The 19853-nt window shown below is 28.8% G+C and carries 17 protein-coding genes; 12 read left to right on the top strand and 5 right to left on the bottom strand.

The features are described 5' to 3' along the window. Window positions 1–22: 22 nt before the first annotated feature. Genes asnS through pip form a run of 7 tightly spaced genes read left to right on the top strand, consistent with a single transcriptional unit; the run spans window position 23 to window position 8543 of the window. Window positions 23–1366 (top strand): asparagine--tRNA ligase, encoded by a 1344-nt coding sequence (gene asnS / locus ACWXVT_RS00555; protein ID WP_455967656.1) that lies wholly within the window; start codon window positions 23–25, stop codon window positions 1364–1366. 5 nt (window positions 1367–1371) lie between these two features. Beyond that, on the top strand, window positions 1372–2367 hold the full coding sequence (locus ACWXVT_RS00560) for a glycosyltransferase family A protein (protein ID WP_455967657.1): 996 nt from the start codon (window positions 1372–1374) through the stop codon (window positions 2365–2367). After that, on the top strand, window positions 2367–3041 hold the full coding sequence (locus ACWXVT_RS00565; RefSeq protein WP_455967658.1) for an RDD family protein: 675 nt from the start codon (window positions 2367–2369) through the stop codon (window positions 3039–3041). The genes ACWXVT_RS00560 and ACWXVT_RS00565 overlap by 1 nt, the downstream gene beginning before the upstream one ends. A gap of 16 nt (window positions 3042–3057) precedes the next feature. Further along, entirely contained in the window at window positions 3058–5241 is a 2184-nt protein-coding gene (locus tag ACWXVT_RS00570) for an ATP-dependent helicase (RefSeq protein ID WP_455967659.1), read from the top strand. 2 nt (window positions 5242–5243) lie between these two features. Then, window positions 5244–6767, top strand: a complete 1524-nt coding sequence (locus tag ACWXVT_RS00575) for a hypothetical protein (RefSeq protein WP_455967660.1) — start codon at window positions 5244–5246, stop codon at window positions 6765–6767. Beyond that, entirely contained in the window at window positions 6760–7608 is an 849-nt protein-coding gene (locus ACWXVT_RS00580) for a DegV family protein (protein WP_438341495.1), read from the top strand. The genes ACWXVT_RS00575 and ACWXVT_RS00580 overlap by 8 nt, the downstream gene beginning before the upstream one ends. After that, complete coding sequence (gene pip, locus ACWXVT_RS00585) at window positions 7608–8543, top strand: prolyl aminopeptidase (RefSeq protein WP_455967661.1); 936 nt, start codon at window positions 7608–7610, stop codon at window positions 8541–8543. The genes ACWXVT_RS00580 and pip overlap by 1 nt, the downstream gene beginning before the upstream one ends. A 69-nt stretch (window positions 8544–8612) precedes the next feature. Here pip and ACWXVT_RS00590 read toward each other — a convergent pair whose 3' ends face one another. Then, window positions 8613–9512, bottom strand: a complete 900-nt coding sequence (locus ACWXVT_RS00590) for a nucleotidyltransferase (RefSeq protein ID WP_438341493.1) — start codon at window positions 9510–9512, stop codon at window positions 8613–8615. After that, window positions 9512–11725, bottom strand: a complete 2214-nt coding sequence (locus ACWXVT_RS00595; RefSeq protein ID WP_455967662.1) for a hypothetical protein — start codon at window positions 11723–11725, stop codon at window positions 9512–9514. The genes ACWXVT_RS00590 and ACWXVT_RS00595 overlap by 1 nt, the downstream gene beginning before the upstream one ends. A 244-nt stretch (window positions 11726–11969) precedes the next feature. Here ACWXVT_RS00595 and mnmE point away from each other — a divergent pair, with 244 nt between their 5' ends. Next, window positions 11970–13301 (top strand): tRNA uridine-5-carboxymethylaminomethyl(34) synthesis GTPase MnmE, encoded by a 1332-nt coding sequence (gene mnmE / locus ACWXVT_RS00600; RefSeq protein ID WP_438341491.1) that lies wholly within the window; start codon window positions 11970–11972, stop codon window positions 13299–13301. Continuing rightward, on the top strand, window positions 13301–14614 hold the full coding sequence (rlmD, locus tag ACWXVT_RS00605) for a 23S rRNA (uracil(1939)-C(5))-methyltransferase RlmD (RefSeq protein ID WP_455967663.1): 1314 nt from the start codon (window positions 13301–13303) through the stop codon (window positions 14612–14614). The genes mnmE and rlmD overlap by 1 nt, the downstream gene beginning before the upstream one ends. A 24-nt stretch (window positions 14615–14638) precedes the next feature. On the opposite strand, the gene ACWXVT_RS00610 is transcribed toward rlmD, so the two are convergent. From ACWXVT_RS00610 to ACWXVT_RS00620, 3 genes are all read right to left on the bottom strand, one after another. After that, window positions 14639–15415, bottom strand: a complete 777-nt coding sequence (locus ACWXVT_RS00610; protein ID WP_455967664.1) for a hypothetical protein — start codon at window positions 15413–15415, stop codon at window positions 14639–14641. 613 nt (window positions 15416–16028) lie between these two features. Further along, window positions 16029–17153: a hypothetical protein gene (locus ACWXVT_RS00615; protein WP_455967665.1), complete on the bottom strand. Its 1125-nt coding sequence runs from the start codon at window positions 17151–17153 to the stop codon at window positions 16029–16031. Further along, the gene (locus tag ACWXVT_RS00620) at window positions 17119–17352 is read right to left on the bottom strand and encodes a hypothetical protein (protein ID WP_455967666.1); all 234 of its coding nucleotides are present in this window, start codon (window positions 17350–17352) and stop codon (window positions 17119–17121) included. Before ACWXVT_RS00620 ends, ACWXVT_RS00615 begins: the two co-directional genes overlap by 35 nt. Before the next feature lie 551 nt (window positions 17353–17903). Here ACWXVT_RS00620 and ACWXVT_RS00625 point away from each other — a divergent pair. From ACWXVT_RS00625 to ACWXVT_RS00635, 3 genes are read left to right on the top strand one after another with little or no spacing between them, the layout of a single operon-like run. Beyond that, entirely contained in the window at window positions 17904–18356 is a 453-nt protein-coding gene (locus tag ACWXVT_RS00625; protein WP_438341487.1) for a type IV toxin-antitoxin system AbiEi family antitoxin domain-containing protein, read from the top strand. Between the two features lie 9 nt (window positions 18357–18365). Then, window positions 18366–18953: a type IV toxin-antitoxin system AbiEi family antitoxin domain-containing protein gene (locus ACWXVT_RS00630; protein WP_455967667.1), complete on the top strand. Its 588-nt coding sequence runs from the start codon at window positions 18366–18368 to the stop codon at window positions 18951–18953. Further along, window positions 18946–19791 carry a nucleotidyl transferase AbiEii/AbiGii toxin family protein gene (locus ACWXVT_RS00635; RefSeq protein ID WP_455967668.1) on the top strand — a complete coding sequence of 282 codons (846 nt, stop codon included), beginning with the start codon at window positions 18946–18948 and terminating at the stop codon, window positions 19789–19791. Before ACWXVT_RS00630 ends, ACWXVT_RS00635 begins: the two co-directional genes overlap by 8 nt. Window positions 19792–19853: the final 62 nt, after the last annotated feature.

The raw sequence follows: 19853 nt of genomic DNA on the forward strand, positions 1-19853 counted from the left end.
TTTAATGGTTAAAGGATAAAAGATGACAATAAAAAAATTATATGATTCACTCCAACAACATGATGGTAAACACTTTGCAGTTAAAGCATGGGTGGCAACAAATAGAGGAAATAAAAAAATAAGATTTATCGAAATTAATGATGGAAGCACAGTGCAAAACTTACAAGTTGTACTAAACGAACAAAATGTTAATCTAGATGAAGTTGAATCAACAAGAAGTGGGGCTGCTATTGAGGTAAGTGGAACATTAGTTCTAACACCACAAGCAAAACAACCTGTCGAACTTAAAGCTGATTCTTTTAAATTGCTTGCTAACGTTGATGAAGACTATCCAATTCAAAAGAAAGAAACAACATTAGATTTTTTAAGAGAAGTTCCACACTTAAGACACAGAACAAATCTACTTAAAACTGTTATGTTAATCCGTTCAACACTAGCTCAAGAAGTACACGATTACTTTAGAAATCATGACTTCGTTTATGTAAATAGTCCCATTATCACTTCGAATGATGGAGAAGGTGCTGGGGAACTTTTTGTTGTTGACGACGAGAATGAAGACATGTTTTTCAAGCAAAAAGCAACACTGGGAGTAACTGGACAATTGCATGCTGAATCTTATGCCCTAGGGTATAAGAATGTTTATACGTTCGCTCCTACATTTAGAGCTGAAATGTCGCACACATCACGTCATGCCGCTGAATTCTGAATGATTGAACCTGAATGTGCTTTCTATGATTTAAATAAAATCATTGATCTTGCTGACGATTTATTAAAAACAGTTATCAAAAAAACAATTGCAAAACATCCTGCTGAGTTTGAATTCTTAACTAAAAATGTTAAAGCTGATCTTCTTGACACATTGAATAAATTCATTAATACTAAATTAACAAAACTTGAATATCGTGAAGCTTTAAAAATTCTTGAACAAAACAAAGAAAAATTTGAAGAGCAAAACTTTGCTTTCGGTACTGACTTAGCTTCAGAGCATGAAAAATTTCTTTCTTCAGAAATTATTGGTGGGCCTGTGGCAGTTATAAACTACCCAAAACAAATCAAAGCATTTTACATGTATCAAAACCCAGACAACGAAACAGTGGCTGCTTTTGACTTGCTAGTTCCAGGAATTGGTGAATTAGTTGGTGGATCACAAAGGGAAACAAATTACAACAAATTGTTAAATAGAATGAATGAACTAAATATGAATATTGAACCATTGCAATGATATTTAGATTTGCGTAGATTCGGTGATGCTCAATCTGCAGGTTTTGGAATTGGTTTCGAAAGATTAGTAATGTATGTAACTGGAATGTCTAATATTCGTGATGTTATCCCTTACCCAAGAACAACTGGAAACTTGAAGATGTAGGTTTTATGTTAGAAATAATTATTCCTATTTACAACCCAGACAATTCAGTTCATGAAATCTTGAAACAAGTTTATAAACAAAATTCGCAGAACTTTTCAGTTTCAATCGTTATTGATAAACCAACAGATGAACACTTGGTAGCGATTAATGAAGCTCTAAAAAACTTTGATGCAAACAAAATAAAGTTAGTTATTAACTCAAAGCATCAACCTTTAAATTCAGTCATTTATGAAGCTTTAAAACAAAGTGATAAACCTTATTCTTACATTTTGTTTTCAAACACTGAATTGGATGAAGACTTCGTTACAAGAGTAACAAAGGCAATTAAGAAATCACAACAAGCAGACATCATTGAATTCAAAGCGGTTTATCGAGGTCTAGTACGCCATGATGCGCCCACAAAACCATTTGAAGAAAAAACTATTAATTTAAAGGAGAATTGAGAACCATTGATAGTTACTTCTCCTGTTGTCTTCAATAAAGTTTTTTCTAACAAACTTGCATTAAGTATCTATGAAAACAATAAAACATTAAAATCTACAAACAAACAATACTCAATCGATATTACAGTTAACGCTTTTTTAAAAGCAGCAACATATTTTTACACATCAAGCATTGAAGTTAGAGATTGAAACTACCAACTTGCTAACTTGAATGTTAAATCAATCAATCTTGAATGAAAACAAATTTTGAACCAAACAAAAGAAGCAAGTGATGATTTAAAAGATGCTTTGAACTTGCTATACATTATTCACTATCAACTTTTTTTAGCAGGATACATTGGTTTCATAAAACAATGAAAAATGTTCATCGTTCTAGGAAAAACATTGAAAACACAAAACATTAAAGATGTGCTAGCAAAAGAGTTGGCTGCTATTTATGGTTCAAATCCTGACTTAACACAAAATCGTTACTTTGCTTGATACAAATGATCTGCTTTAATCGATCCTAAACTTGTTGACGAAAAATACTGATCTGATATTTTTCACAAAATTTACTAATGGCACAAAATGAAATAGTAACAACCAATAAAAAAGTTGGTTTTTGAATTAGATTCACCATAACATTCTCAGATCTATTTGTTTTCTTAATCTTCTTATTCGCAATAACTTTCGCAATGATAAGTCCAGACAAAAACAATGTTAGTTTTAGACAAAATTACTTGTATTACGTTTGACTAAGTTTAATAATAATCTTTATTTTTAGCTGATGAATATTAATTCCATTCCTAACTAAAGGTCAAACAGTGATAATGTGAATTTTCAGAGTCAAAATCATTCCAAAAAAGAAAAAACAAAATCTTTTTCTTGCTTTACTGTCAAGACAATCATTCGGAGCAATTTTTTGAATAATCATAATGTTGGCTTGAATGATTTTAATAAGTCCAGAAAGTTTTGAACAAGTAGCATTCCAAAGAAAACATTTAACTGAACTACCACCAATAACTAGAGCCTTCGTCACCTTTCCTTTATCACTAACATCATTAGCATTATTGATTGAAGTTATGTTCATCCTTTCGGTTGCTAAACCTAACAAAATAGGATGAAATGACTCACTATCGCAAACATACACAGTTTACAAAAACAAATACACTACTGAAAGAATTAGTAGTTGAGATCAAAAGTCTGTAAAGCCAAAAAGCAGACCCTTACCTGACATAGACATTCAATTTTAAGACTAGGAGGTTTTGAATGAGTACAGAACATCTCGATTTGACTATGCTTAATGAAAAGCAGCTAGAAGCAGTAAAACACACCCAAGGACCACTGAGATTAATTGCTGGGGCAGGTAGTGGTAAAACTAAAGTTTTAACTACCAAAGTAGCCTACTTAATTAAAGAAAAAGAAATTGTTCCGTCAAAAATTTTGGCCGTTACTTTTACTAAAAAGGCAGCAGATGAAATGCTGGATAGAGTTGTGCGGATTATCGGCTCGAGTGAAGAACATCCACACGTTTCTACTTTCCATAGTTTATGTGCCAAAATTTTAAGAAGTGATATCCATGTAATGGGTATACCGAATGATTTTAAGATAATTGATGACCCTGAGCAAAGGCAAATTTTAAAATTAGTCTATGACAAACTCGATATAACTAATGAAGATTACACTTATGATTCTGTGCTTTCTTATATTTCTAAAGAAAAAGTCTCACTAAGAAAACCAAAACATAGTCTTGAAAATGCAGAAGATAAAAATGATTTAAGACCAACAATTTATAAAGAATACGTTGAATATCTAAAGAGAAGTAAAGCTTTAGATTTTGATGATTTGCTAGTCTATGTACATGATCTATTCCATAATCCTAAATATGAAGCTACTCGTCACAAATGAGAATCTAAATTTGATTATGTCTTAGTTGATGAGTTCCAGGATACAAGTCACGTTCAGTATGGTATTGTAAAAGTTTTAGCTAAAAAAGGTGACATTACAATAGTTGGAGATCCTGACCAAACTATTTATTCTTGAAGAAATGCTGATATTAATATCATTATTAACTTCGAAAAGGATTTTCCAAACGTTACAACTATATTGTTAGAAAAAAATTATCGTTCAACTAAAAAAATTCTTAATGCTGCTAATAACTTAATTTCATACAACTCATTAAGAATTAAGAAAAAACTTTACACCGACAATGAAGAAGGTGAAGGCATTGAATTCAATTGTGGTTTCAGTGATGAAGATGAAGCGCGTTGAATATCAATGAAAATCAATGAACTAAAGAAAAACCGTGTGCAACTTAAGAATATTGCTATCATTTATCGTGCAAATTCTTACTCACGTGCAATTGAAGGTTCTTTAATCAATGACAACACTAATCACTATGTTGTTGGTACACAAAGATTCTATGAACGTGAAGAGGTTAAAGATGCCCTAGCCTACCTTCAACTAATTTATGCTCCTGATGATTTATCTTTACAAAGAGTTATTAACAAGCCTGCTAGAGCGGTTGGTAAGGAAACAGTACGTAAACTTTATGATTTTTCACTGCAAAAAGATGTTTTAATGTTTACGGCTATTGAAGAACATATTAAAGAAATTTACGAAACACTGAAAATTAATATGAAAACAATGAAAGGTCTTGCTGATGTTGTTAATAAAGTTAGATGAGCAAGAACTCAAATTTTTAAACACAAACAAAAACCTACACTAATTCTTAGAAAATTAATGTACGACGAATTAAAATACTTTGAATCGTTAAAGGTACAACCTGAAACACTGGAAGCAAAAGAAGAAAACTTCAATGCTTTAATTAATGCTATTGACGCATGAGAAGAACAAAACAAAAACAAAGAATTAACCGACTACTTACAAGAAGTTGTTATTTTAGGTAATGAAAAGCCTGGTGGAGATCCTTTAAGTTCTGTTGCTTTAATGACAGTACACAATGCTAAAGGATTAGAATTTGACTACGTTTTTGTTGCTGGTTTAGCTGAAGGAGTCTTTCCTAATGCGCGTGCTCTTAATGTTAAAAACAATGACTCCACAAAGAAAAAAGGTTTATTGTTTAATAAACTATCTTCAGAACAGATTGAAGCACTAGAAGAAGAAAGACGTCTGGCTTATGTTGCTTTTACACGAGCTAAAAAGAAATTGTTCTTAAGCTTTTCAGCAGCAAGAAATGGACAAGAAAGTCGTTTTATTAGTGAAGCGGGTGTAAAAGGTGGAAAAAGAGGTATTCATATTGCCTCAATGTTTGCGAAAAGTGAAACCGAAGATACAAATAATCTTATTGAAGGTGACTCAATCATTCACTCTAAATTTGGAGAAGGAAAAGTTCTTCAAGTGCAAGGTGATGTAATACATGTTAAATTCCAAGGTGACGGAATTAAAACACTAAACAAAACTCACCCATCTATCCGCAAAAAAGAAGATTAATCATGAATTTTGGTTATTTAATTGTGGTACTAATTATTTGTTTGGCAGCACTTGAAATTATCATTTACTTTTGTTATTACAAGTTTATTGTCAACAATAATGCCACTGTTTCTTTTACATTTGACTTTGAAGAAAACAGGGTAAAACTTTTAGCTTCAGAAGTTAATAAGAAAAATAAAACTAGAATTTTTCATAATAAAAACTTAACCCGCGGATATTGAATATCATTTGAGGATTTTAGTAAAAGTTTTGTTACAGAGAGTGCTCGCTTATGTGTGAATTCACTTGCAAACTTTTTAGACAACAACAAAAATATTGATATTGTTTTAAATCTTAAAAATGTCACAGACAAAGAAAAATATCAATGTCGTTTAATGATTGAAAAGTTAGCAACAAAATCAAAAACTGTAGGTGTTATTGCTTGAAAAAAAGTTTCTAAAAGCCACAAAACTAATATTTTCTTTTTACGTAAGCCATTTGAGTTTATGGAAATGAACAAATCGCTCAATTTTGTTGTTTTGCTAGGCGAGCACCAGTACTCACAAAGAGCGAATGTACTGAACTCAATATACAAAAGACTGGCTAAATTTCACAACATAAACTATGTTTTTTATAGACAATATAATGCAATTGTACTAAGTGTTGTTCCTAAAAGTCAAGTAGTTAGCAAAAAGGTACACAAGTATTTTGTTGCTAAAATGCAAGATTTAGTAAATCAAAAGAAGTGTCAAACAGTTATTTTTGTTGATGCACACTTTGACTGCAGTCTATTGAGTGGTCAAATTCTATTGGACTACTTAACTCTATTAGGAGCAAAGCACGACAATTTTTATCAAGTAAAAGTGCAAGATTTTGACGAAAATGTTATTTATGAATTTACTTCAGCTTACAAGAAAACGCAAGCCCTTGTTGAAAAGAAACTAATAATAGAAGATCAACATTTAGTTATAGACACACAAAATCAAATTGTTGCAATGAAAATTGATTCTGAGTTGCAAAGTTTAGATAACTACAGTAGTTTAATTCTTAATACATCATCATTAAAGACAAATTACTACAATAATATTTTTCCACTTGATGAGGACAATTTTGACAAAGTTAAGTTCGTTTCCTCCAAAGATAGTGAATATGTTTTTTTAAGGGATAGTACAATTCCTTTAATAGAACCTACAAAACAGAAACTAATTTGCTTTTTAGAAAGTGAAGAATTATCAGAACAAGTCATTAAAAGAATGAATGAATTTAAACAACGTAACATTGAAACGTATTGAGGTTTTGTTGAAATTAACACAACTTTTTACTCAATGATCAGTAACTATCCAACTGAATATGTTTTCATTTCTAAGAAAATGACTAACATGTTTAATGACAATAACATTTTTCTAAAATTCATGAGCTTTTTGGAATATGCTAAGAAACGTAACATTAAGGTTGTAATTGAGGATTTTAATAAAGACAAATTTTTAGCAAAAATACTAAAAGTGAACAAGGACGTTTTGCTAACAGAAAGGATAACTAATGACTAAAATAGGAGTAGTATTAGACTCGTATTCGGGGTACACAAAAGACGAATTAAAAGAATATGGTTTTGAATTTTTACCACTTCAAATAAATATTAACAATAATAATTATTTAGAGGGTATAGAGATTGACAAGGTTGAAGTTCTTTTGAAATTAAGAGAAAAAAAAGAAGCCAAAACTTCACTTCCGCCTTTCTTATATATGGAAAATTTGATGAAAGAATTAGACTCTAAGTATGATAAAGTTGTAATTCTTCCTATTAATAGTAACTTATCAAGTGAATGTGGTTATCTTCAAACGATTGCTGCCGATATTAACAAATCAAAATTTATTATTTTTGACAATAATTTTAATGGCGAGCAATATTTATGAATGGCACAAAGAGCAAAAAGCATGCTTGAAAATGGCAAATCAGATGCTGAAGTTATTAAGTTTTTAAAAGAATATAACGAAAGCTCGTTAAATTTCATTGTTCCTGCTTCATTAGATCCATTTATTAAAGGTGGAAGATTAAAGGGAGCTAAAAAGATTTTAATGACTTCTCTAAAGCTGGTTCCTTTACTTAAAAATCAAGATGGAGTTACTGTTGATGGAGTAAAGAAAACTCACAAATCGGCTGTTGTAAAAGTAGTAGAAAAACTAATTGAATTCATTGGTGGTGAAAAAAATATTCAATTTTATGATTTTTGAATATTGCAAACCGGGGACGGACAATTAATAGATTTTGCTAATGAAACATTAGCTAAGTATTCAATTGTGCCTGTTTTCACTCGTTTAGCTTCTTCTTCAACAATGATTCACGCTGGAATAGACTCAATTTCAATAGGAGTTTCGAAAAAATTATAATGTTTTATGAACACAACGAATTTGAAGAATACCAGCTAGAAATTGATGGACATACAGTTAACTATCAGGTTTCTGGCAAAAAGAATGGTATACCAGTAATTTTTGTTCACGGTGGTCCAGGTGGCGGCACTAGTCGTGATGATTGCAAATATTTTGATCCTAAATATTATCGTGTCATTCTTTTTGATCAGCGTGGTTGTGGTAAAAGTTTACCAGCAGCTAAAATAGAAAACAACACAACTCAAGATTTAATAAATGACATGGAACAAATTAGACAGCATTTGCAAATTGAAAAATGAATTCTGTTTGGTGGTTCTTGAGGTACAACCTTGAGTCTTTTATATGCTCAGACTCATCCTGATAAAGTAATAGAAATGGTGTTAAGGGGAATATTTTTAGGTCGTCAAAGTGATTTAGAGTGATTGTATGGTGCAAATGGAGCAAGTAATTTCTTTCCTCGTGATTATGAAATTTTTACTCGTTTTGCCGAAACAACCGATGTAAAAACTCTAATTAGTTTCTACTATGAAAAAATCAAACTTCCTGACATGCGTAAATCTTTCGTAGCTGCAAAAAAATGAGCAGATTGAGAAAATGGTCTTGTTACTCTAGTTCCAGAAAGAAGAGACATCGCTAGAGTTCGGGATACAATAAATTTTTCACTAATGGAAACTCATTATTTTGCTAACAATTGCTTTATAGAAGAAAACCAAATTTTAAAAAATATGCACCGAATTAGACTGATACCAACAACTATTGTTCATGGAAGATATGATGTTGATTGTCGTCTTTCTGGAGCTTATGAATTAGCAAAACAATTGAAATTTGTAGACCTACAAATAATTGAACAAGCAGGACACTCTTCTGGGGAAAAACCTATTGCTAAAGCACTTTTGGAAATAATGGACAAATTAAAGAAAAAGATAATTTATTAACACTCGTTTTGAGTGTTTTTGTTTTGTTTTTTTAAACAAAAAAAGCACAAAGGGCTTTCTCTGTGCTTTCTATTTTTTGATATCTAGAAAAATATATAAAAGAATTCTTTGAATTCTAGTTTTTGTATAGCGTCTACTTGTGCAAGCATCAACAAAAGCATCGAAATCAGTAATATTTGAGTGTTTTTTGAGTAAATTTTCAATGCCTTCACTTACTAATTTATGTTCAGCAAGTATTTTTGGATCTGTGTCTATTATTTTTTGTCTGATTGAGCTAAAATGATTTTTCAATCTGTCTGGTTCTTCATAAAAAACAACAGGAGTGTATTTTTTATAATCTTCGTTTTTATCAAAAATCATCTCTCTTATTTTTGAAGCACTGGCAAAATTTTCTTTCGTTTCTAAAGAATGAAAACCTATGGTCCTTTTCATACAAAATGCTTCGATTTTATAGTTATTTTCTACTATCTGTTTAACGTACTCTAAACCTAAAATATCGTTGGGTAGCACAAAGTTTTCTCCATTTATTTCTTTTAACGCTTCAGCAGATGCCCTTACAAATGAATAACCTTGTTTGAGTCAAAATTTAACGTTTGTATTATATTGTTCTTTGTTGTTTTTTAAAGTTCTGGCAGCTTTATAAAATGATTCAATATTATCTGTTTCGCTACCAAAAAACAATTTGTCAATGTTATTCTGAGCTATTAATTTTACTGCTCCATGAGCAAAAATGTGTGCTGCTTGGGTTGAAGAATCAAAGTCTAGAGCAATAACTTTACTAGCACCATATTTTAATGCGTATGTCTTTCTTTGTTCAAAATCCATAACATTAAAATCGCCTCTTTGTGTATAGTTGGAACTCAATATTATAACTATTTCATCATTAGGAAATAGTTCTTTAGCTTTTTTTAATTGATAAATGTGGCCATTATGAAAGGGGTTGTATTCTGCAATTATTGCTACTGCCATTAACTAAATTCCTCCACTGAGAATAGGAGAGTGTCTTGATTTACATCACTAAATTTTTTACTATGGTGACTAATTATTTTTTGGTTATTTTTACTTTCAATCGAAAGCAAAATTCTTAAAGATTTGCGAGCAAAAATATTTTTTTCAAAGCTAAATTCAAGAAGTTTGTTTCCTTGATGAACAAAAGAGTTGGGAATTTGTTTAAAAATTGTGTATTTATTCAAATCACCTTTAAACAAAATTTGCATTTTTATTGTGAAATTATCATTTTTTATCGTTATTTCGTTTGTTACATTATTGAACGATTCCACCATTCCTGATATTGGGCTGTTTATTTTGTTGCCAAATTTAGATAAACTAAACTCTCAAGTGTTTGCATTCAATTGAGCAACTTTACCCGCAACTGGAGAAGAAATGAAAAATTCTGTTTTTCTTTCTTTGTTGTCAAAATTTAGCTCAATTACTTCTTTATTTTCAATGTCATAAACTCCAGTCATGACTTGGGTTTCGCTATAGTTGGATTTTTCTAAATTGTATTTTTGTGTGTCTTTTTTAGTGTTAGACGTGTTATTTATTCAAAATTCTTGAGTCGGTATCGAGTCTTCAAGATTAATGGGTTGTTTTTGTTTGGAATTTCTTGATTCGAAGATGATTGATACATCCATTGACTTACAATTACCCATTCCTGGTGTAAAAGGCTTTGTTTTCAAAGCAAAGAAGTAAAATCCTATTGCTATTAATAAACCAATTAGTAACGCAAAGATAAATATAAATGCAATTCCTGTTTGATTCTGTGTTCTAGCTGCTATATTGATATATTCAAAGAAGCCATAATTACTTGTTTCTGCACTCAAGCCAATTCTAGCTATTATTAATTGCATTATTGGTGAAATCAAATAGAAAATAGCAATGTACATTAGTGGGCTTGACATTAAAACAATTAGTGTTATTGTGTATTCTGTACCTATGAAAAATGAACCAAGAACTGAAGCAATTACAACTTGAGTTGTGAAAATTATTTGATCTTTGTCGGCTAATAAAATCATTACGATTCCTAAAAATGGAATAACGAATAATGAATTTAATAAAGTGGCTACATTGAACTTACCGAACATTAAATTGAATGCTTGCTGAGTGCTAGGATCAATAAAATACACTGAATTTGACTGGTTTTTTCATCAGGCAGATGAATTGTGATTGAACTGATTTATATTAAATAAAAATGAATTATCTAAAGTTGTTATTAACTCTTTTTTATTTAAATTGCTATTCAACATATTGAACAATTGTTCTTTTGTTGTTGCAAAATCTAAATTGGAATTAAGTAATGTTTTGTATGTTTCAATGTTTTTAGTAGAGGAATCAATAACTTGTTGTGGCTGATTGTTAATTATTACTCATACTTGTTGATTGAGATCAAAATTAACTGTAGTGAAATCACTCACAAGTGATTTATTCATTCCGAACGGTATCAAAATTTGCTCTAATAATCCCACAACAAAAGAAGCTGATGTTTTTGTGCTAAACCTATTATTCTTTAGCGATGAAAGACTTGTTGCAAAAAAACCCATAAATAATAGGTGAATAAAAATTAGAACAAAAACAAGCATTGGAGCAAAATACATTACAACACGATTGAAATTTATGTACTTAAAGGTTTTGTGCTTTTCGGTTTTGTTTAAACAAAATCCAATTAAGTAACCTGTCAAAATAGCGTCAATAAAATTAAAAGAAAATCCTTTTATTTCACTAATTCCTAAAAAATTATTAATATAAGACGAATTTATGTTTTTGTATCACAATACTTGATAAATTCCGTCTGTTGATGTTTTATGTATAAAAAGCGTTTGACTAAAACAAAATACAACTCATATTATTATTGAGCTAAATGTTGCTAAGACAAACTTTTTGGAATAATACATTGCAATACTGATTGTTATTGTTAAAGGAAACAATTCTAAAAGAAATTTAGATAAAGTTTCCAACACTTTAATTCATTCTGGAACAAACGAATAATTGATTTTAATTAAATAATTTTCTTTTGTAATGACAAAAATGGCATAAAAAATAGAAAACACTGACAAATATGCAAAAGGCAGTAACAAAAGTCTTAAAATGCTACCCATTTTTGTTGAACGAAGGTAAAAGAATTTCTTCCATTTACTACTTTCAATATTTATTAATTGTGTTTTAGAGCTTTTAATTCAATTCATGTCCTAAATTATAAAAAAATAACTATATTTTTACTCAATGTCAATAACTCTTAGTTACAAACATTTTTTTGACAGTATTTTTTTATAAAAAATATCTTTACACAAGATTCTTTTTGAGTTTTGTAAGTTAAAAACAGAGTATATAAATATTATTAAATAAATAAAACAAGAAAACAAATAAGATCAAAAAAAATCAAAAAACTAAACTTAAAATAAACATTAAATAATTTAAAATTTATTTATTATGTGAGATACAATAACGGCAATTAGTTCAGGAAAAATTAATCAAGCTGTTTCTATTATTAGAATTTGCGGTCCTGAAGCAATAAATATTATTAAAAAAATTTTTAGAGGTAAAGAAGGTAAAAATAAGGAAATAACTTTTGGATCAATATTTGATGGCAATCAAAAAATAGATGAAGTTTTAGTAGCATGATTTCCTGGAACACAAAACTATATAGGCGAAGATACTGTGGAAATTAATGCTCATGGTGGAGTTGTGGTTTCAAATATGATTTTGGAATTAATTTTAAGACATGGTGCAAGAATTGCGGATCCTGGTGAATTTAGTAGAAGAGCATATTTAAATGGCAAAATCGACTTAATTAAAGCAGAGGCTATAAATGATTTGATTCATGCAAAAAGCGAAAAACAAGTTAAAATGAGTGTTAATAAGTTTGATAATAGGCTTTCAAACAAAATAACTGCTTTTTTGAATGAAATCGAGTATTTAATTGGAAATTGTGAAGTTAATATTGACTACCCAGAAATAACAGATATTGAAGTTTTAACAAATGAAACTCTTTTACCAAAAATTAAATCTTTAATCAAAGGTATAGACGAATTAATAAAAGTTAGCTCTGATGCACAGAAAGTTTATGAAGGGATAAAAGTTGCTATTGTAGGAAGACCGAATGCCGGGAAATCTTCATTGCTTAATTGTTTATTACAAGAAGAAAAAGCGATAGTAACTGAGATAGCAGGAACTACTCGGGATGCGATTGAGGCACAATTTCAATTAGACGGAGTTTTGTTTAATCTTATTGACACTGCGGGTATTAGAGACACTGAAGACATAGTGGAAAAAATTGGTATTCAAAAAGCAAAGCAAACCATTGAAAAAAGTGATCTTGTTATTCACGTTGTTGACCAAAAAGAAAAATGAAATGAAATTGACGAACAAATTAAACAACTTGCCAAAGAGAAAATTTATTTACAAGCCTTAAATAAAACAGATTTAATAACAACTAATAAAATATCTCACGAACCTAATCAAGCTCTTATTTCGGCTAAAAACAACGAAATAGAGTCGCTTTTGGATTTAATCAAGCAGCAATTTGCGAACATTGATTTCAATAACCCTGATCTAATCTATAATACACGTCAACTTTCGTTGATTAAAAGCGCTAAAAATAATCTTTCTGACGCTTTAGATGCTCTTGAACAAGGTTTTGGTACTGAAGTTATTGTTGTTGATTTGACTGAAGCATGAAAAGCGGTTTCAAGCATTATTGGAAAAGGCAAAGAAAGTGATTTGCTTGACTCAATATTTTCAAACTTTTGCTTAGGTAAATAATGTATAAAATAAACGAAATACTCACAAATATACACACAACAGAGTTCAGTTATGAAGGTTTAGGTGTGTATCGGACAGAAAATTATGCTATTTTTGTTTTCGGGATGCTAGAAGACGAAGTGGCGGACATTCAAATTACTAAAGCTAATTCTCGTTTTGCTTTTGCTTCAGTAGTTAGATTAATAAAAGCTAATCCTAAAAGAATAGAAATTAACAATAAAAATCTAGTTACAAGTGGTGTAGCACCGCTTGCAATTTTAGATTACCAAGATCAATTAAATTTCAAGCAATCAATAGTTGAATATCTATTCAAAAGACAGTTAGATTTTACTGATATCAATAAAATTCAGGCAAGTGATAAAGAGTGAAACTATAGAAATAAAATAGTTGTATTTGTTAAAGATTTTGAGTTAGGTTTTTATAAAAAGAATAGCCATGAATTCATAAAACAAACATCATTTGATTTAGCAAGTGAACCAATAAATAAATTTTTGCAATATTTAAATCCGCTAATTAAAAAATATAAATTAACAAATATTAGTAGAATTGTTGCACGAAGTTCAGATATAGACAATTTTCTACAAATCGTCTTTGTCAATAAAATAAAGAAAGAATTGCCACAAGATTTCATACAAAAAATTACGAATGACTGGCTAAATGTTGTTTCAATCGTTAGCAGCATAGAAGACACAAAAAACAAAGACAATCTTGTTGGAACCGATCTAAAAACACTGATAGGAACTGATTTTTTGACACAAAAGTTAGAAAATTTCGAATTCAATATATACCCACACTCATTCTTTCAAGTAAATACTCAACAAGCTGTTTTGATGTATAAAAAAATGATTGATAAACTCAATCTACAAGAAGGTGACAAAGTTATTGACATGTATTGTGGTGTTGGAACAATAACTTCATTTATATCTAAAAAAGTCAATAGAGTTTATGGTATCGAAAATATTAAACAAGCGATCGTTAATGCTAACGAAGCTATGAAAACAAACAAACTAAACAACATTGAATTTATTCTGGGCGACGCTTCAAAAGTAATCAATAATCTTAAATTATCAGATTTCAATGTAATCACACTTGATCCACCACGAGCTGGATTAAGTCAGGAAGTTATAGACTATATAATAAAAGCAAACCCCTCAAAAATTGGATACATCAGTTGTAATGTTCATACATTAGTGAGAGATTTGGTTAAATTGAAAGATTATTATGATATTGAGTTTGCACAACCTTTCGATATGTTTCCGCAAACTCACCACATTGAAATCGTTGTCACACTATCTAAAAAAATAACTCAATAAACCAAGGAAAGGATTTATTCTTTTTTATCTTGGTTTATTATTATTTTTTTTTTTTTTTTTTGATTTACTTACTTGACTATCAAGGAAAGCAAAAAAACGATCAATATATGCTTCGTCCAAGAAATTGCAAGCAAAAGAAATTAAAATTTTTGCTTTTTCTTGTCTGTTAAGATCTAATTTTCATATTTTTGTTTTGTTAACAAAACTCAATACTCTATAGGCATAAATTGAAATTGACGAATATACTCGTCTATACAAACCAAAATTTAGATTGATTTTTTCTCAATTTGTGCAATAACGTGCTCATTTACTAAATTTATGCTCTATCTTTTTCAAATATTCATCTTTAACAAATAAAGATAAATATTTTCTGAAATCCATATTCAATATTTCATTTTTATCGAAACACTTATAAATTTGTCCGTTTTTTATTAAATATCTAATTTGAAGTAAAATAGGAATCCAAAGAAGAAGACTAACAATATAAAAAGGTAAAAAGATACAAGCAAAATTAAAGCAACTTACATTACCTATGAAAATCATTTTTTTCAATTGCTCATGAAAAACAATCATTAATATAGATGAGACAAACAAAAGAACAGTATTAAAAATTACAAGACTTATAGCGGAAATATACTCACTCTTCGAAATTCATTTGTTTTTTCGAAAAAATTTACTGATAAGTAACAATAAAGGTACAAAAAGCAAAATACAACCAAAAACAGCAAGTTCTATACAAAAGATCTCTGGCAAAAGATTTCGTTTTGAACTTAAAGTTAAATCATAATTCATGTTTTTCATATAATCTCTTTCTTGTGTGATTGGGTATAAACTATACATTTGAAATATTAGAGTAACAAAAAAAAAAAAAAAACTTAACATCTAGAATGTTAAAGAGACATTTATTAATCACTAATGTATATCATTTAATAAATGTCGATTTAAAAGTATTGAAATACTCGAAAAGTGATTAATATCAAAATGTTGCAATAAAATATAACTCTATCATGTAGCCTTGGTTAAGTCTCAGTTGTAGATATATTTAAAAAATGTAAATACTCATTTGTGAATAATTAATAATAATAAAGTAATAATGAAAGAAAACATAAAACAAAAATGTTGTAACCAAAAAATACAAGCATATTCAAATAACTAAGTTTCAGTGATTTTTTATGTTTACAAAATAAAATAAAAACACGCGTAACAAGCTAACAAAAACAACAACAACAAAAAAAAAAAAAAACGGAATTACAACAAAATTTATTGATACAAAAAACCTGATTTAATATTTATTTTGTGCTTCTTACAAAGTAAAATTGCAAAATGCATAAAGGCAATTGCCCTAATAGACATTAACATATAAAAAAAGCGAGATAGGAATTATTAGTTCTGCCCGCTTTATTTAAGTTGTTAATTAACCAAGATTATCAATTTTGGTATTATTCTTTATTGTTCTCACATATCAACCTTTGATACTATCATTAACTTTTTGTAGACCCATCAATCTAAGTTCGAACTGTGATTTATTTATTAAATCATTTACATTGAAAATCTCTCCAGTTTTTATGTTTTTAATAACTAAATTCTTACCACCATAACCTTCTTCTGAATAATTACCGTACTGTTTGGTTTCATCTATAACAACCCATCTAACTTTGTCTAGATAATTCTTACTTATTTTATTCAAGTTTTGTATTTCATTTCTAATTTCACTTACTAAACTATTTATTTCATAGAATTTTTGAAATTCACTTACAACATCTTTAATATCAAGTCCAAAAGAAATGGTAGAAAGTGCTAGTGATCCTATTTTTGTTCCTATTTGCGCAATTTCAATGTTAGATAAAGAAGCTAAGTTGCTAATTTTTTCAAAAATAGATTTGTTTAAAACATTTCCAAACATTAAGGATGCTGCTCCATTTTTAAGCGACGAACTTTGTTCTTCAGCCAATTTGATAATGTTATTAATATTGTTCATTCTCTTGCTCACGGCAATGTCGATACCAAGAGAAATTGCACCGCAAATCCCTGCAAACCATCCTGCAGTAGTAGCAACAGCTGCTAGCGGGGGAAATAAAAAAGAACCAACAAAGGATGCGACGGAGATTCCGGCAGCAACAGCTGCGGCTGTTTTAATAGCGATTGAGGCTTTAATTAAACCTTGATTCAAATTGCTCAAAGCATCTTTTTGAGAAACCAAATATTTTAATTTTGTGTTTATTTCAATAAGCTTTAAATGTATGTCTTTAGAATTTTGACCTATATCACTGCTATCGAAATTTATTGAATACCCTTTTTCTTTATCTATAATTACGGAATCTTTTACTTGCAAATCTTTCGATGGTTTTCAAGTAGAAGCATTGTTTATATTAGAGAGCATGGAATCTATTGATTTTTTTACTTTGCTAAGCATATTTTTTTCTTCCGAAGCCGAAATAGTTTGAATTTCTATACCTTCATTAGAAAGTATGCTTTTTACATGTGAAACAATTTTTGACAAACTTTTATTTGTTATTTTTTTTGTTGCTTCTTTGTTCATTTAGTACATCAGTTATATAGCTGTCACTTTTAATTTTTTCAATAAATCTTGTAATTTTATCATCTTGTTTAACTAAATTGATATCTTCTTTGTTATTGATAGCATTATTAGTAATTGTTACTGCAGATATAGGATCTTGTATAAGTGGATTAATTTGTAATGGGGTTGCTACCGCATTTAAAATATCGAGCTTTTTCATATATTCTTCCTTCTTGTGTAATAATTTTGCATCAATATTATATTTAATTTCAGAAGGTAAAATTACAAGTTTTTTGAAATTTTAAAGGACGAAAAAAACAAAAAAATTAAAAGACTTTTTAAGTAAAAAAAACAAGTAAAAAGACTGAATTATTGGCATTTTTTTGAGTTTTAAGTAAAAGAAAATAACCTTAAAATTTTACCCATAACACTTATAATGGGTGAAATTTAGAAATGAAATAAAAACACATAAACATTAATATTTACCAAAAGTTAAACTTTAAAATAAACATATTTAAAAACAATTTTACAATTCAAAATTCAGTCTTTTTAAAACACATTTATCAGTTATCTTATTTTTACTTATACACGAAAATTGTTTAGTACAAAAATCATTATATGCTTAATAATTCTTACAAATTGGGTTGATTTTTACATATAAGAGACAGTTTGTTACGCAAAAAACAATAAAAATAAATTTATTAATTTAAAATTTAAATATCTAAAAAACTCTTTAACTTTTGTTTTTTAAAGAGTGAAAGTGACAAAATTATGAAAACAAGACTGACAAAAAAATTAGATTTTTATAAGACTGCCTCAAAAAGTAATAACATCATTTTCTCACACTCATCAGCCGTCAATCTCCTTAAAAATGAAGATCCAGTTCGTGTATTTGAAATTACTGTTCCGCAAGGTTACAATGTTATTCACATTACAAAAAAATATAAAAATGTCAAAGTTCATTATGTAAAAAAAGAAATTTTCGATTTTGGAATCATCGAAAAAGAGATTTCTGATAATGTGAAAATTAAGTTTTATAACTGAGAGAGAACATTTTGTGATTTAGTTAAAGCAAAATTTAAAAATGGAAGTACTTTTTTTACTTCAATAATTGAAGACTACTTTATGAGTACAAAATTCGATTCCAATCTTTTGCATAAAACAGCGAAATTTTTAAAAATCGAAAGTACACTCAGTGAATTAACCAGACTATGAATTTATTAGGGATAACATATGGAAAAACTATTTAATTTTTTAAACGAGAATAACTTCGTTAATTCTAATGATTTAAAAAGCTTGAATATAAGCCAACGAAAAATTAGATATTTAGAAAAAAAAGGTATTGTAGAAAGAATTAAAAAAGGTATTTACAAAGAAAAAGATTTACCTTTTAGTGTTTATAAAGAAATTTCACTGAACAATAACATTATTTTTTCTCACGCTACCGCGCTTAGTTTTCATGATTTATCACTAAGAGAACCTTTAAGATATGACATTACAGTCATGCAAGGCTATAATGCAAAACATATAATCAAAAAGCACGGAAATGTTGACGTTCATTATGTAAAAAAAGAGATTTTTGAATTAGGTATGTCAACAAAAAAAACCATTTTTGGTGATGCGGTTCCTTGTTATGATGTTGAAAGAACTATTTGCGATGTAATTAAATGACAAAAAAATATTGATCCTGAGATTTTTGCTCGTGCTATTTCAAAGTATTTTCAGAACAAAAATAAAAATTTAACCAAACTTCTGACATATGCAGAGAAAATGAATATTTTAAACAAAGTAAAGAGAGTATTAACATTTTTAAATGTATAACGAAAGTTCTGTTAAAGATAGGCTAAAAAATCTTGCAAAAAAGTTCAACCTTAGAAACGACGAGTTATTTTATATTTTTTTCATAGAAAGGTTCCTTGAAAGATTAGCTAAAAGTTCTCATAAAAAGAAATTTGTTATTAAAGGTGGGTTAATAATATCTTCAATAACTGGTATAGATAGAAGAACAACGAAAGACTTGGATGCAACAGTTATTGGAAAAAAACTAGGACTTAAAGAATTGGAAGTAATGCTATTAGAGATACTGAAAATTAGCTTAAATGATAGTGTAAAAATTGAGTTGGAAGAAATAAAGAAAACCAAATTTCATAACATTTTTCTTGGATACGAAGTTAAATTAAAATTCACCTTAGGAAAAATAACTAATAAAATAGTCTTTGATATAGTAATTAATGATGTTTTACTTGAAAGAGCGATAGATTTTGAATATAAAAGCATAATAGAAAACAAAGCAATTACTATTAATTCATACACAGTAGAAATGATTTTGGCTGAAAAACTCCAAACACTTTTATATCATGGAATTTTTAATACAAGAATGAAAGATTTTTACGATCTGCATATTTTGTGAAAATTAAAAGAAGAGGAAATAGATTTGAAAAAGTTATTTTTAACTCTCAAAGATGTTTGTATAAAAAGGCAAAAAGCTAACTTGCTTGATTCATGACAAATTATTTTAGAAGAGATTGAAACCAATGATGACATTCACTCTAAGTGAAATTTGTATAAGGACTTATATAGCTTTACTAAGAATTTAGAGTTTAAACAAATAATTGAGGAAATTAAAACCCTGCTGCAAAAAACCACATGTAAACAATAAGCAAGAATTAAAAACACCCCAGTGTTTCTGGAGTGTAGAGGTGCAATTTATGTAACACCCGA

It is taken from the genome of Mycoplasma sp. 1573 (assembly GCF_053851775.1).